The sequence below is a fragment of the Microbacterium sp. NPDC089321 genome, from assembly GCF_040684935.1.
GTDB lineage: Bacteria > Actinomycetota > Actinomycetes > Actinomycetales > Microbacteriaceae > Microbacterium.
The window spans coordinates 1-13,524 of the sequence record NZ_JBFBGX010000002.1; the positions used below are offsets into that span (position 1 = coordinate 1).

The following is a 13,524-nucleotide window of genomic DNA, read 5'->3' on the forward strand; positions in this document are numbered from 1 at the left end:
TGACGACGCCACAGCTCACCGAACGCCTCAGCATCACCCGACCGCGTGCGCAGCACGAGATCAGCGTCGGCCAGCACCTCGCTGCTCGTATTCTCCGTCGTCACGTTCATCCCCCAAGTGCTCGTCGACAGCGTGCATCCATATCCAGAGACGCGGACGATGTCGCGGGATCACGCGAGTCGACGAAGTTGGCGCGTATCGCGCGGGCGTGACGCGAAATGGCGTGTTTCGGAGTGCCCGAGAGGTTTTTCGCACAGTCGCGTAATGAACGGGCCGGAGTGACGTCTCTTCATGCGGAGCAGGTCCGATGCACCACCGGGGGGCGGATGCGGCGGACTCTCGGCGAACGGGTATCGCGCCGCGACACGCTCGGTCGAAGTCCTCGGGGGAGGAGCCTTCGGCTGCAGTCGGCTCCGGGGGACGCGAGGGCCGCCGCTCTGGGGAGTGCGGCGGCCCTCATCCGTCTCCGGGATCTCAGCGCGTCGGCGCGGAGCCCACCCACACGGCTGCGACCACGTGATCCGGTCCGAGCAGCACGGCATCCCCGATGAAGCCCGGCTGCAGCATCCCGAGAGAGCCGCTGAAGCCGACGGCCGCGGCAGGCGTCGCCGTCAGAGCGCGCACCGCATCGCCCAGAGGCACGCCCGCCTCGACGGCGCGGCGAAGCGCCACGTCCTGGGTGAGGGTCGATCCGGCGATCGACCCGGTGTCGTCCCTGCGCGCCATGCCGTCCTTCACCGTCACCTTGACGGCACCGAGGTCGTAATGCCCGTCGGCGCTGCCGGCGGCGGCCATCGCGTCCGTGATCAGGGCGACGCGCCCCGGGGCGATGTCGAAGAGCAGCTTGATGACGGAGGGCGCGAGGTGGAAGTTGTCGGCGATGCCCTCGAGCACCACTCGATGATCGGCGGCGGCGGTCAGGATCGGTCCGGGAGCGCGGTGGTGGATGCCGTTCATCGCGTTGAAGGCGTGAGTGAGGATCGACGCTCCTGCCTCGAAGGCCTGGCGTGCGATCGCGGCGTCGGCGTCGGTGTGCCCGACTGCCGCGGCCGCACCGTGCTCGACGACGAGGCGGACCGCCTCGAGGCCGCCGGGAAGCTCGGGCGCGATCGTGACCTGCCTGACCGTGCCCCGCCCCGCCTCGAGCAGGCGGGTCACATCAGCCGGGTCGGGATGCCGGAGCAGCGAGGGCTCGTGCGCCCCCTGATGCCCCGGGTCGAGGAAGGGGCCCTCGAGGTGGCTGCCGAGGATGTCGGCATCCGTGCCGGCGAGATCGGCGATCGTCGCGACCTGCTCGGCCAGCTGGTCGACGGTGGCGGTGACCAGCGAGATCACTGCTCGCGTGGTGCCGTGGGAGCGGTGCATGGCACGACCGCGACGGATGGCCTCCGCCCCGTCGTCGTAGGCCCCGCCCGCGCCACCGTGGCCGTGGATGTCGATGAAGCCGGGGGTCAGCACAGCATCCGGTCCTGCGACGGCGGCCGCATCGACCACCTCATCGGCCGGGGTCCAGTCGGCGCCGGTGCCGCGCGCCGCGACCCGGCCGTCCTCGACGCGCACCCAGCCGTTCTCGGTGACGGTGCCGTCGCCGTCGACGATGCGTGCCGAGTGGATGACGCGCGAGCGAGTGGTATCGGTGGTGATCGCGGGCTCGGGGGTCATCGTGCACTCCAGGGGATCTCGTCGACGGGATGGAATCGGATGCGCTCAGACTGCCACAGCGGCGAGAGCCTGCCCAGACGGGTTCGGAACTCCTCCCAGCTGCGCTCCTCGAAGGCCATCCGCGACCAGGCGATCTCGGCGGCAGCCGCGATGCGCGGGTACATCAGCAGTTCGGCGTCGGGCAGGCTGCGCACGGTCTCGGTCCACAGCGGCGCCTCGATGCCGGCGATGGCATCCGCCGGCAGGTCGAGCAGCGCGGTCGGATCCCACCCGTGCGCCCGTTGCACGCTCACGGTGCCGGCCCACGCCAGACCGAGCGGGAAGTCGGCGTCGTACTTCATGTCGAGGTACACGGCGTCGGCCGGCGAGAGCACGACCCTGCCGCCGCGTGCGACGAAGTGGGCCGCGTGGGCCGCGTGGGTCTCCTCGGGCTCGAGCAGGCCCCAGTACTGCCCGACCGAGCCTTCCGCCAGTGCAGGCGCGGCTCCCGCCTCGTGCCACGCGACCGGGATGCGGCCGAGCTCGCGCACGATCGACGTGGCGCACTCGATCGCATAGGCGAAATCGTCGGCGGAGGTGCCCAGCGACTCGTCGCCGCCGACGTGGATCCATGGGCCTGGCGAGACCTCGGCGATCTCGGTGAGCACGTCGCGTACGAAGTCCCAGGTTCGCTGCTCGTGGATGCGCAGGCTCGAGTGGCCGACGCCCCAGCCGGTGTACGGCTCGCCCTTCACAGGGAGCGCGTGGCCGAGTCGTTCGGCGTCGGCGAGCAGAGCCGGGTGCAGATGCGGCTCTTCGACGAGCTCGGGGTAGGCGACTCCGACAGCATGGGTGTGGCCGGGCAGATCGATCTCGGGGATGATGACGACATGGCGCGAGGCCGCGTGCGCGACGATCTCGCGGAAGTCGTCTTTCGTGTAGAAGCCGCCCGGGTCGCCGGGGTCGGCCGCGAATCCCGAGGCGCGCTCGGTGAGCAGGGGCCAGGAATCGATCTGGATGCGCCAGCCCTGGTCGTCGCTGAGATGCAGGTGGAGGCGGTTCAGCTTGAGCGCGGCGGCGCGGTCGATGATCGTCTTCACCTCGTCGACGGGGAAGAAGCGGCGCGCGACGTCGAGCATGACGCCGCGGTGCTCGAAACGCGGGGCATCCGCGATCCGCGCCGTGGGCCACCCCCAGCCGCCATCGGCGTCGGTCAGCAGCTGCAGCAGGGTCTCGACGCCGTAGAAGTCGCCTGCTTCATCGCCGCCGGCGACCTCGATGCGCTCGCCGACCGTGAGCCTGTATCCCTCGGCGGCCGTGACATCGGCGTCTATGCGCAGGACGACGGCGGCCTCGGCAGGGTCGGCTGCGGGCTCGAGGCGGATGCCGGTGCGCCGCGCGACAGCATCCCGAAGCCGGTCGGACGCGGGCGACGGACCCGTCACGGTCATGCCGGGCAGGAGGGGCAGGAAGCCGTCGCCGATGGCGACGGACGAGGGCGCAGGAACGAGCCCCGCCGCAACAGGAAAGACCATGAACAAAATGTATCCCGGTGCGCGCCGATTATGACGTCGCCGGATCGGATCCGGGCGAGCGGATCCGCTAAGCTTCTTGCGTCGCGACTGGCGTCTGGGTGGGTCACCACCGGGGAGCGGCCTCATAGGAATCGACCGCGCGCCTGGGCCGATGAGGAACACCCCTAATTCCCTTGTGAACAGGAGACTGTCATGACCGACCGCTACTTCAACGCCCCGCTCGCCGAGGTCGACCCCGAGATCGCCGAGGTGCTCGACCGGGAGCTGAAGCGCCAGCAGACCTTCCTCGAGATGATCGCATCCGAGAACTTCGTGCCGGTGTCGGTGCTGCAGTCGCAGGGTTCGGTCCTCACCAACAAGTACGCCGAGGGCTACCCCGGGCGCCGCTACTACGGGGGCTGCGAAGAGGTCGACGTCGCCGAGGAGCTGGCCATCGCCCGCGCCAAGCAGCTGTTCGGCTCGGAGTTCGCCAACGTGCAGCCGCACTCGGGCGCGACCGCCAACGCCGCGGTGCTGCACGCCATCGCCCGCCCCGGAGACACGCTGCTCGGCCTCTCGCTCGACCAGGGCGGCCACCTCACGCACGGCATGAAGATCAACTTCTCCGGCCGTCTCTACGACATCGTCGCCTACGGGGTGAACCCCGAGACCTCGACCATCGACATGGACGAGGTGCGGCGCCTGGCCATCGAGCACAAGCCGAAGGTCATCATCGCCGGCTGGTCGGCATACCCCCGCACCCTCGACTTCGCCGCCTTCCGCGCGATCGCCGACGAGGTCGGCGCGCTGCTCTGGGTCGACATGGCTCACTTCGCGGGCCTCGTCGCCGCGGGCCTGCACCCCAACCCCGTTCCGCACGCGCACGTGGTCTCGTCGACCGTGCACAAGACCATCGGCGGTCCGCGCTCGGGCTTCATCCTCACCAACGACGCCGACATCGCGAAGAAGATCAACTCGGCGGTGTTCCCCGGCCAGCAGGGCGGTCCGCTCATGCACGTGATCGCCGCGAAGGCGACCGCGTTCAAAATCGCCGGCAGCCCCGAGTTCAAGGAGCGCCAGGAGCGCGTGCTGCGCGGAGCGGCGATCACCGCCGACCGGCTCTCGCAGCAGGATGTCACGGACGCCGGCATCGCCGTGCGCTCGGGCGGCACCGACGTGCACCTCGTGCTCGTCGACCTCCGCGACGCCGAGATCGACGGCAAGCAGGCCGAAGACCTGCTGCACGAGATCCACATCACCGTGAACCGCAACGCCGTGCCGAACGACCCCCGCCCGCCGATGGTCACCTCGGGCCTGCGGATCGGCACCCCGGCGCTCGCGACCCGCGGGTTCGGCGACGCCGAGTTCACCGAGGTCGCCGACGTGATCGCCCTCGCCCTGCAGCCCGGAGCCGACATCGAGGCGCTGCGCGCCCGCGTCGACGCCCTCGCCGGCGCGTTCCCGCTCTACCCGGACCTGCAGCAGTAAGCATCCGGACCCCGCTCGCGCGAAACCAGATCGTGTGCGAGAAGCCAGTTCCCGCGTGAGAGACCATGCCGCATGGTCGCTCACGCGGAATGCGGCTCCTCGCTGAAGGAGGACCCCATGACCGCGAAGATCCTCGACGGGAAGGCGGCCGCAGCCGCCATCAAGAGCGAGCTGACCGAGCGCGTCGCGGCGCTGCGTGAGAAGGGCATCGTCCCGGGCATCGCGACGGTGCTCGTCGGCGCGGACCCTGCGTCGCAGCTGTACGTCGGCATGAAGCACAAGCAGTCCGAGGCCATCGGCATGAACTCGATCCAGCGCGAGCTGCCGGCCGACGCCACGCAGGCCGAGGTCGGGGCGCTGATCGACGAGCTCAACGCAGACGACGGCTGCCACGGCTACATCGTGCAGCTCCCGCTGCCCAGGCACCTCGACACCGATGCGATCCTCGAGCGCATCGATCCGGCGAAGGATGCCGACGGACTGCATCCGACCAACCTCGGGCGTCTCGTGCTGAACGTCAACGGCCCGATCCACACGCCCCTGCCGTGCACGCCCCGTGGTGTCATCGACCTGCTGCTTCGCAACGACTACGACCTCGCGGGCAAGCACGTGGTCGTCGTCGGCCGCGGCGTGACCATCGGACGCCCGATGGGCCTGCTGCTCACCCGCCGCGCGATCAACGCCACGGTGACCCAGGTGCACACCGGCACCCCCGACATGTCGCCCTTCCTGCGTCAGGCCGATGTGATCGTCGCCGGCGCAGGCGTCAAGCACCTCATCAGGGCCGAGGACGTCAAGCCCGGCGCTGCGGTGCTCGACGTGGGCGTGACCCGCGAGACCGATGCCGAGACGGGCGCGTCGAAGGTCTACGGCGACGTGCACCCCGACGTCGCCGAGGTCGCGGGATTCGTCTCGCCGAACCCCGGCGGGGTGGGTCCGATGACCGTCGCGCTGCTCATGACCAATGTCGTCGAGGCCGCCGAGCGGCTGGTGACCTCCGACTGATCACGGGTCGCCGCCGCACATCGCGGCTTCGAGGCGGCGGTCGTCGGGCTCAGCTCCTGACGGTCGCCGCCTCGACCCGTCCCATCCGCCAGACGGAGGGCACGAAGGTGGTTCCGACCGCGATGACGGCGTACAGGATGCCCGAGGTGATCAGCACCGTCGAGGGCTCGGCGTGCGTGATGAGCCAGCCGTACACGAGCGTCCCGATCGGCATCACGACGAAGCTGCCGAGCATGTCGTAGCTCGAGACCCGGCTGAGCTTGTCGAGCGGGATGTTCTCCATCATCGCGACGTTCCACCCCGTGCTGAACACCTCGGCGCCGGCACCGGCGAGGAACGCCGCGATCGCGACGAGCACGACCGCGGGATGCACACCGAGCATGGTCAGCGGGATCGCGAAGAGGCTCATGCCCAGCATCCCGAACCGAAGCGGACGCGTCAGCGGCAGCCACATCAGCACGAGCGTCATCAGCAGCACGCCGACGCCCTCGGCGCTGACCACCCAGCCCCAGCCGGCGATGCCGAGACGCTCGTCGTTCTTCGCGATGTACGGGCCGACGACGCCCCACGCTCCGACGTGGATGGCGTTCATGATCATGAACGCCAGCACGACGGCCACCAGCCAGGAGCGGCTCCAGAACTCGGTCCACCCGGTGCGCAGATCGGAGAAGAGCGAGAATCCGCCGTCGCCCGCGGGCGGCGGGAGCTTCACCATCGCCAGGATCGGGATCGCGACCAGCCACCCGGCCATCTGCACGAGCATCGCCCAGGCTGGTCCCACCGTCGTCACCAGGATCCCGGCGATGACGGGCCCGCCGATCGTCACGGCGGACCGAACGAACGAGAGCATGGCGTTCGCCTGCTGCAGGTTCTCGGGGCTGGTCAGCTGGGGGATGATGCCCTGCATCGCCGGCATGACGAACGCGGTCGATGCGCCGTTGAGCGCTGCGAGCGCCGCGACCGCGGGCACCGTCGCGGTCTCGGTGAACAGCAGCACCGCGATCGTGCCGATCGAGAGGATGTCGAGCACGTAGCAGACCTGGATCACCAGCGCGCGGGGGAGGCGGTCGGCGACCACTCCGCCGAACAGCACGAAGACGATGTTCGCGAGCGTGAACGCCGTGAGCACAAGCGACAGGCTGAAGGGGTCGTTGTCGATCTCGAGAACGGCAAACGCCAGTGCGATCGACGACATCGACCCCGTGACCATCGTGATCGCCCGAGCGAGGAAGAACCAGCGGAAGTTGCGATCGGTCATCGCCGCGAGGCCGCGGCTCACGGCGTCATCCTCGAATGCAGCATCCGTTCATCCTGACACGCCGTCACAACTCCGGAGAACTGCACGCGAAGGGGGCGGAACAGCCCGATCGGCATGCGTTCCGGCCTGATTCTCCGGAGTTGTGCCTGTAGGCAGTCAGTACGTGTCGGTCTCGGCTGCCGCGGATGCCCGGATGAACCGCGCTGCGAGCGCCTCGGCGCCCCTGGCGAGGATCGTCACGTCGGCGCCCGCCGAGAGGAAATGGGCGCCCGCGTCGAGGAACGCGTCGGCGCCCGCCGGATCGAAGGCGTTCACTCCGATCTTCTTGCCGGCTGCCGTGACCGCCTCGAACACCTGGTGCGCGGCGGCGAGCACGTCGGGGTGAGACTGCTGACCGGGGAAGCCCATCGACGCCGCGAGGTCGGCCGGCCCCACGAGCACGCCGTCGACTCCGTCGACCGCGGCGATCTCGGCCGCTGCGGCCACGGCATCCGCCGATTCGATCTGCACGAACAGCGAGATCGTCTCGGACGCGTTCGGCACGTAGCCGGCGAGCCGGCCCCAGCGTCCGCTGCGGGCGAGGCCCGAGCCGACGCCGCGCACGCCCTCGGGCGGGTAGCGCACGGCGGCGACGGCCGCCTGCGCCTCTGCGGCCGAGGCCACCATCGGCACGAGCAGGTTCTGCGCGCCGGTGTCGAGCACCTGCTTGATGATCACGGCGTCGTTCACCGGCACCCGCACGATCGTGGGCACCCGATACGGCGCGATCACCTGCAGCTGCTGCTGCACCGACACGATCGTGTTCGGGCCGTGCTCCATGTCGATGAGCAGCCAGTCGATACCGGAACCGGCGCAGATCTCGGCGTTCAGGGTGGTGCCCGTGCTCAGCCACATGCCGATCAGCGGGCGATCGGCGGTCGCGAGCGCGTCGCGGAAGGTGGGGTCTAGACGAAGCGGCATGCGATGGTTCCCATCTCGCGGTAGTCGCACAGCACCTCGTCGCCGCGCTCGACCCACATCGGCCGTGTGAACGATCCTGCCAGGATGATCTCGCCTGCCTCCAGACGTGCACCGTGCTGGTGGAACTTGTTCGCCAGCCAGGCCACCCCGGTGGCCGGATGACCGAGGACCCCTGCTGCGACGCCGGTCTCCTCGATCTGTCCGTTCTTCGACAGCACACCGGGCACCCAGCGCAGGTCGATCTCGTCGGGGCGCAGATGCACATCGCCCAGCACCATCGCGCCGTAGGCAGCGTTGTCGCTGATCGTGTCGACGATCGTCCGGCCCTCGAGCTCGATGTGCGAGTTCAGCACCTCCAGCGCGGGCACGGCGTAGTCGATCGCCGCCAGGGCGTCGTCGAGCGTGCAGTCCGGGCCCTCGAGGGGGGCCTTCAGCACGAACGCCAGCTCGACCTCGATGCGCACGTTCGAGAAGTCGTCGAACGGGATCTCATCGCCCGAGCGGTACACGGTGTCGTCGAACATCACGCCGTAGTCGGGCTCGGTGATCCCCGTGGCCTGCTGCATCGCGCGCGAGGTCAGCCCGATCTTGCGCCCCACCAGGCGGCGCCCGGCTGCGACCTGCGAGTCGCGCCAGACGCCCTGGATGGCGTAGGAGTCCTCGATCGTGGCGTCCGGATGCCGGGCGGTGATGCGCGGCATCACACCGCGCGTGCGCTCGGCCTCGGCGAGCTCGGCGGCGAGGGCGGCTATGGTCTCGGCGGGAAGCGTCACAGCTGGTGTCCGAGCTTGTACTCGCCCTGCTTCCACGCGGGCATCGACTCCTCGCCCTCGTCGGGGCGGGTGTACGAGAAGCCGTCGGCGCCGATGGTCACGGCCATCTCGCTCGAATCGGTGCGGGCGCGCACGGGCTGCGGGTTGCCGTCGAGGTCGAGCACGAGCGACGCGTCGGTGTACCAGCTGGGCACGACCGGGTTTCCCCACCAGTCGCGACGCTGGTTGTCGTGCACGTCCCACGTGACGACGGGGTTGTCGGGATCGCCGGTGTAGTAGTCCTGCGTGTAGATCTCGACGCGGTGGCCGTCGGGGTCGCGCAGGTAGAGGTAGAACGCGTTCGAGACGCCGTGGCGGCCGGGGCCGCGCTCGATCGCGTCGGAGCGGCGCAGGGCTCCGAGCTTGTCGCAGATCGCGAGGATGTTGTGCTTCTCGTGCGTCGCGAAGCACACGTGGTGCATGCGAGGGCCGTCGCCGCCGGTCATGGCGGTGTCGTGCACGGTGGGCTTGCGGCGCATCCACGCGGCGTACACGGTGCCCTCGCCGTCCTGGATGTCCTCGGTGACGCGGAAGCCGAGATCCTGCATGAAGCGCACGGCTCGCGGCACGTCGGGGGTGACCTGGTTGAAGTGGTCGAGGCGCACCAGCTCGCCCGGGATGTGCAGGTCGTAGCGCCACGACATCCGCTCGACGTGCTCGCTCTGGTGGAAGAACTCGTACGGGAACCCGAGCGGGTCGACCACGCGCACCGAGTCGCCGATGCCCTTGACGAAGCCCTCCGGGTTGCGACGCACATCGCAGCCGAGCTCGGTGTAGAACTCGACCGCGCGGTCGAGGTCCTCAGGGGTGCGAACACGGTAGGAGAACGCCGCCACCGCCGCCAGCTCGCCCTTGCGCAGCACGAGGTTGTGGTGGATGAACTCCTCGGTCGAACGGAGGTAGATGGTCTCGTCGTCCTCTTCGGTGACATACAGGCCGAGCACGTCGACGTAGAACTGCCGCGAAGCGGCGAGGTCGGTGACGACGAGCTCCATGTACGCGCAGCGCAGGATGTCGGGCGGCGTCGCGACGGGAGTCGCGATCGGGTCGTCGGTGTGGATCGGCGCCTCCTGGCTCACATAGAAGCCGGAGGAGGTGAGGGTCTTGCCAGCGTGGTTGGTCATGTCAGCGTCCTTGCTCTGTGTGTTCCTGCGGCCGGGTCAGCGGGGGTCCGGGTCGTCGAGGTCCTGCTTGCCGAAGGCGGGGTTGTGCGGGGCGCCGAGGGTGATGTGCACGCTCTGCTGATCGGTGTAGAAGTCGATCGAGCGGTAGCCGCCCTCGTGTCCGAGACCGGATGCCTTGACGCCGCCGAACGGGGTGCGCAGGTCGCGCACGTTGTTCGAGTTCAGCCACACCATGCCCGCCTCGACGGCGCCGGCGAAGTTGTGCGCGCGCTTGAGGTCGTTGGTCCAGATGTACGCCGCGAGGCCGTAGCGGGTGTTGTTCGCGAGCGCCAGCGCCTCTTCATCGGTGTCGAAGGGGGTGATGGCCACGACGGGGCCGAAGATCTCCTCCTGGAAGATCCGGGCATCCGGCGCCACGTCCGCGAACGCGGTGGGCGCCACGTAGTTTCCGGTCGGGAAGCCCTCGGGGCGACCGCCGCCGGCGATCAGGCGGCCCTCGGTCTTGCCGATCTCGACGTAGCTCATCACCTTCTCGTAGTGCTCGGGGTGCACCAGCGCGCCGACCTCTGTCTTCGGGTCGTGCGGGTGGCCGACCTTGACGCGCTTCGCGATCGCGGCGAACCGCTCGACGAACTCGTCGTAGACGCCGCGCTGCACCAGGATGCGGCTGCCGGCCGTGCAGCGCTCGCCGTTCAGCGAGAACACGCCGAAGACGCAGGCGTCGACCGCGGTGTCGAGGTCGGCGTCGTCGAAGACGACGGCGGGGCTCTTGCCGCCCAGCTCCATCGACAGTCCCTTCAGGAAGGGGGCGGCGTTGCCGAAGATGATCTGGCCGGTGCGGCTCTCGCCGGTGAACGAGATGAGCGGCACGTCCGGATGCTTGACCAGCGCGTCACCGGCGTCTTCGCCGAGGCCGTTGACGAGGTTGAAGACGCCCTTCGGAAGGCCGGCCTCTTCGAAGATGCCCGCCCAGAGCGACGCGGAGAGCGGCGTGAACTCGGCGGGCTTGAGCACCACGGTGTTTCCGGTCGCGAGCGCGGGACCGAGCTTCCACGACTCGAGCATGAACGGGGTGTTCCACGGGGTGATGAGGCCCGCGACGCCGATCGGCTTGCGGTTGACGTAGTTCATCTGCTTGCCGGGCACCTTGAAGGCGTCGTCTGCCTGCGCGACGATCAGGTCGGCGAAGAAGCGGAAGTTCTCGGCGGCGCGGCGGGCCTGGCCGAGGGCCTGCGTGATCGGAAGACCCGAGTCGAACGACTCGAGCTCGGCGAGACGGGCATCGCGCGACTCGACGATGTCGGCGATGCGGTGCAGCACCCGTGAGCGCTCGCGCGGCAGCATCCGCGGCCAGGGGCCCTCGGTGAACGCGCGGCGGGCCGCGGCGACCGCGCGATCGATGTCGGCCTTCTTGCCGGCCGCGGCGTGCACGTAGGTCTCGTTGGTGACGGGGTTGAGCACCTCGAACGTGTCGCCGTCGATCGAGTCGACGAACTCGCCGTCGATGTAGTGCTGGATCTTCGAGGGCAGGTCTGCGGGGGTGTAGACGTCGGTCATCATCGTCCTTCTTCGCTGGAGTGGGAGTGCCGGGCAGCCAGGAACGCGTCCAGGGTGCGCCAGCGGTGGTGTCGTGCGGACAGCTCGATCTCGAGCGGCGTGGCGCCGTCGCGGATCAGGCGGAGGATCTGGTCGTGCTCTTCGACCGAGTGCCGGGCCCGGCCGGGCACGAAGGCGAAGGTCGAGTCCCGGATGCCCGAGAGCCGTCCCCACCCGCGATGCACTAGGTCGAGGATGTGCGGGTTGGGGCATGGTTCGAACAGCACGGAGTGGAACTGCTGGTTGAGCTGGGTGAAGCGGTGCGCGTCGAAGTGCTCGAGCAGCTCGCGCATCTGCTCGTTGATCGCCGCGGCCCGATCGAGCGCATCGTCGTCGAGCAGGGGAGCCGAGAGCGCGGTGGCCGAACCCTCGACCAGGCCGAGAGTCTGCATGGTGTGGGCGTACTCGTTCTCGTCGATCAACGCCACATGGGCGCCGACGTTGCGCTCGAAGGTCACGAGCCCTTCGGCCTCGAGCCGGCGGATGGCCTCGCGCACCGGAACCACGCTCATGTCGAGCTCGCGCGCGATCGCGCCGAGCACCAGGCGGTAGCCGGGCCCGTAGGCGTGCGATGCGATGCGCGCACGAAGCCAGGAGTACGCCTGCTCGGACTTGCTGCCCTCGCGGACGAGGGTGCTCACTTCGCCTCGCCCGCCTGCTCGCGGGCGTCGTACTTCGCGCGCCACTCGGCGTTCATCGGGAACAGCCCGTCGACGGGGTGGCCCGCGGCGACCTGCTCGGCGATCCAGGCGTCCTCGTGCTCCTGCGCGATGGCCTCGTCGGCGACCTTCTCGGCCAGGTCCGCGGGGATGACGATCACGCCGTCGCCGTCGCCGACGATGATGTCGCCGGGCTGCACGGTGGCGCCGCCGCAGCCGATCGTGACGTCGAACTCCCACGGCACGTGCTTGCGGCCGAGCACCGACGGATGCGCGCCCTTCGAGAAGACCGGCAGGCCGATCTCGGCGACCGCGTCGAAGTCGCGCACGCCGCCGTCGGTGACAACTCCGGCCGCGCCGCGGGTCTTGGCGCGCAGCGCGAGGATGTCGCCGAGCGTGCCGGTGGTCTCGTCTCCACGTGCCTCGATCACGATGATCTCGCCCTCGCCGACGGCGTCGAACGCGCGCTTCTGCGCGTTGTATCCGCCGCCGTGGGTCTTGAAGAGGTCTTCGCGCGCGGGCACGAAGCGCAGCGTCTTGGCGGTGCCGACGATCTTGGCGCCGGGGAGGTTGGCCGAGAGGCCGTCGATGAAGCACGAGTGCAGGCCGCGCTTGCGGAGCTGGCTCGACAGGCCGGCGGTGGGCGCCTCGAGAAGCTTGGCGCGAAGCTCGGGGGAGAGCCGGGGGGTCTGCTCGACGGGCGGGAGGCCGGCGAGCTCGCGCGATCCCCATGCCTCTGCGCGCTGCAGGTCGTCGACGGCGGGCATCGAGCCGAGAGAGGGATCGAACTCGACCTCGCCCTGGGTCACCGTGGTGCGCAGGCGTCCGGACGAGGGCGCTCCAGGGGCATCCGGAGCGTCCACCTCGATCTCGACGACGTCGCCCGGCACGATCACGCTGGAACCGGCGGGCGTGCCCGTGAGGATGATGTCGCCCGGTTCGAGCGTGAAGTGCTGCGAGAGGTCGGCGACGAGCTGGGGCAGGGGGAAGAGAAGTCCGGCGGTCGTGTCGTCCTGCGCGAGCTCGCCGTTGACCCAGGCGCGCACGCGGAGCGCAGCGGGGTCGACGGATGCCGCGTCGATGAGCCCGGGGCCGACGGGGGTGTAGCCGTCGCCGCCCTTGGAGCGCACGTTCGAGCCCTTGTCGTTGGCGCGCAGATCGTACAGGCCGAGGTCGTTCGAGGCGGTGACGTGGGCCACGTGCGCCCACGCTTCGGAGGTCGGGACGCGGCGGGCGGCCGTGCCGATGATGAGGGCGATCTCGCCCTCGAAGGCGAGGAGCTCGGTGCCGGCGGGACGCTCGACGACGCCGTCGGTGCCGGCGACGGAGCTGGCCGGCTTGAAGAAGTACGACGGGGCGGCGGGCCGGCGTCCGCGCTGGTCGGCGCGGGAGACGTAGTTGAGGTGGATCGCGATGATCTTGCCGGGGCGGGCGAGCTCTGTCATGGGGCGCCTCCTTGCGTTGTGC

11 protein-coding genes and 1 riboswitch are annotated in these 13,524 nt (G+C 69.7%); of the genes, 2 read left to right on the plus strand and 9 right to left on the minus strand.

Annotation, left to right across the window (positions count from 1 at the left end):
• Positions 1 to 474: 474 nt before the first annotated feature.
• Together AB0N59_RS08030 and AB0N59_RS08035 are read right to left on the minus strand one after the other, a co-directional pair.
• Positions 475 to 1,662, minus strand: a complete 1,188-nt coding sequence (locus AB0N59_RS08030) for an amidohydrolase family protein (RefSeq protein WP_363481283.1) — start codon at positions 1,660 to 1,662, stop codon at positions 475 to 477.
• Complete coding sequence (locus tag AB0N59_RS08035) at positions 1,659 to 3,176, minus strand: family 20 glycosylhydrolase (protein ID WP_363481286.1); 1,518 nt, start codon at positions 3,174 to 3,176, stop codon at positions 1,659 to 1,661. Before AB0N59_RS08035 ends, AB0N59_RS08030 begins: the two co-directional genes overlap by 4 nt.
• Before the next feature lie 73 nt (positions 3,177 to 3,249).
• Positions 3,250 to 3,332, plus strand: a riboswitch (ZMP/ZTP riboswitch).
• Between the two features lie 36 nt (positions 3,333 to 3,368).
• Here AB0N59_RS08035 and glyA point away from each other — a divergent pair.
• Positions 3,369 to 4,643 carry a serine hydroxymethyltransferase gene (glyA, locus tag AB0N59_RS08040; RefSeq protein WP_363481289.1) on the plus strand — a complete coding sequence of 425 codons (1,275 nt, stop codon included), beginning with the start codon at positions 3,369 to 3,371 and terminating at the stop codon, positions 4,641 to 4,643.
• A gap of 117 nt (positions 4,644 to 4,760) precedes the next feature.
• Entirely contained in the window at positions 4,761 to 5,648 is an 888-nt protein-coding gene (locus AB0N59_RS08045) for a bifunctional methylenetetrahydrofolate dehydrogenase/methenyltetrahydrofolate cyclohydrolase (protein ID WP_363481292.1), read from the plus strand.
• A gap of 49 nt (positions 5,649 to 5,697) precedes the next feature.
• Here AB0N59_RS08045 and AB0N59_RS08050 read toward each other — a convergent pair whose 3' ends face one another.
• From AB0N59_RS08050 to AB0N59_RS08080, 7 genes are all read right to left on the minus strand, one after another.
• Positions 5,698 to 6,927 (minus strand): MFS transporter, encoded by a 1,230-nt coding sequence (locus AB0N59_RS08050; protein WP_363481295.1) that lies wholly within the window; start codon positions 6,925 to 6,927, stop codon positions 5,698 to 5,700.
• A 135-nt stretch (positions 6,928 to 7,062) separates the two neighbouring features.
• Complete coding sequence (locus AB0N59_RS08055) at positions 7,063 to 7,866, minus strand: aldolase/citrate lyase family protein (RefSeq protein WP_363481298.1); 804 nt, start codon at positions 7,864 to 7,866, stop codon at positions 7,063 to 7,065.
• On the minus strand, positions 7,851 to 8,639 hold the full coding sequence (locus tag AB0N59_RS08060) for a fumarylacetoacetate hydrolase family protein (RefSeq protein WP_363481301.1): 789 nt from the start codon (positions 8,637 to 8,639) through the stop codon (positions 7,851 to 7,853). Before AB0N59_RS08060 ends, AB0N59_RS08055 begins: the two co-directional genes overlap by 16 nt.
• Positions 8,636 to 9,802: a 3,4-dihydroxyphenylacetate 2,3-dioxygenase gene (gene hpaD, locus AB0N59_RS08065; protein WP_363481304.1), complete on the minus strand. Its 1,167-nt coding sequence runs from the start codon at positions 9,800 to 9,802 to the stop codon at positions 8,636 to 8,638. Before hpaD ends, AB0N59_RS08060 begins: the two co-directional genes overlap by 4 nt.
• Positions 9,803 to 9,838: 36 nt before the next feature.
• The gene (gene hpaE, locus AB0N59_RS08070) at positions 9,839 to 11,359 is read right to left on the minus strand and encodes a 5-carboxymethyl-2-hydroxymuconate semialdehyde dehydrogenase (RefSeq protein ID WP_363481307.1); all 1,521 of its coding nucleotides are present in this window, start codon (positions 11,357 to 11,359) and stop codon (positions 9,839 to 9,841) included.
• Positions 11,359 to 12,039 (minus strand): GntR family transcriptional regulator, encoded by a 681-nt coding sequence (locus AB0N59_RS08075; protein WP_363481310.1) that lies wholly within the window; start codon positions 12,037 to 12,039, stop codon positions 11,359 to 11,361. Before AB0N59_RS08075 ends, hpaE begins: the two co-directional genes overlap by 1 nt.
• Positions 12,036 to 13,502, minus strand: coding sequence for a fumarylacetoacetate hydrolase family protein (locus AB0N59_RS08080; RefSeq protein ID WP_363481313.1), 1,467 nt, complete (start codon positions 13,500 to 13,502; stop codon positions 12,036 to 12,038). The genes AB0N59_RS08075 and AB0N59_RS08080 overlap by 4 nt, the downstream gene beginning before the upstream one ends.
• Between the last annotated feature and the right edge of the window lie 22 nt (positions 13,503 to 13,524).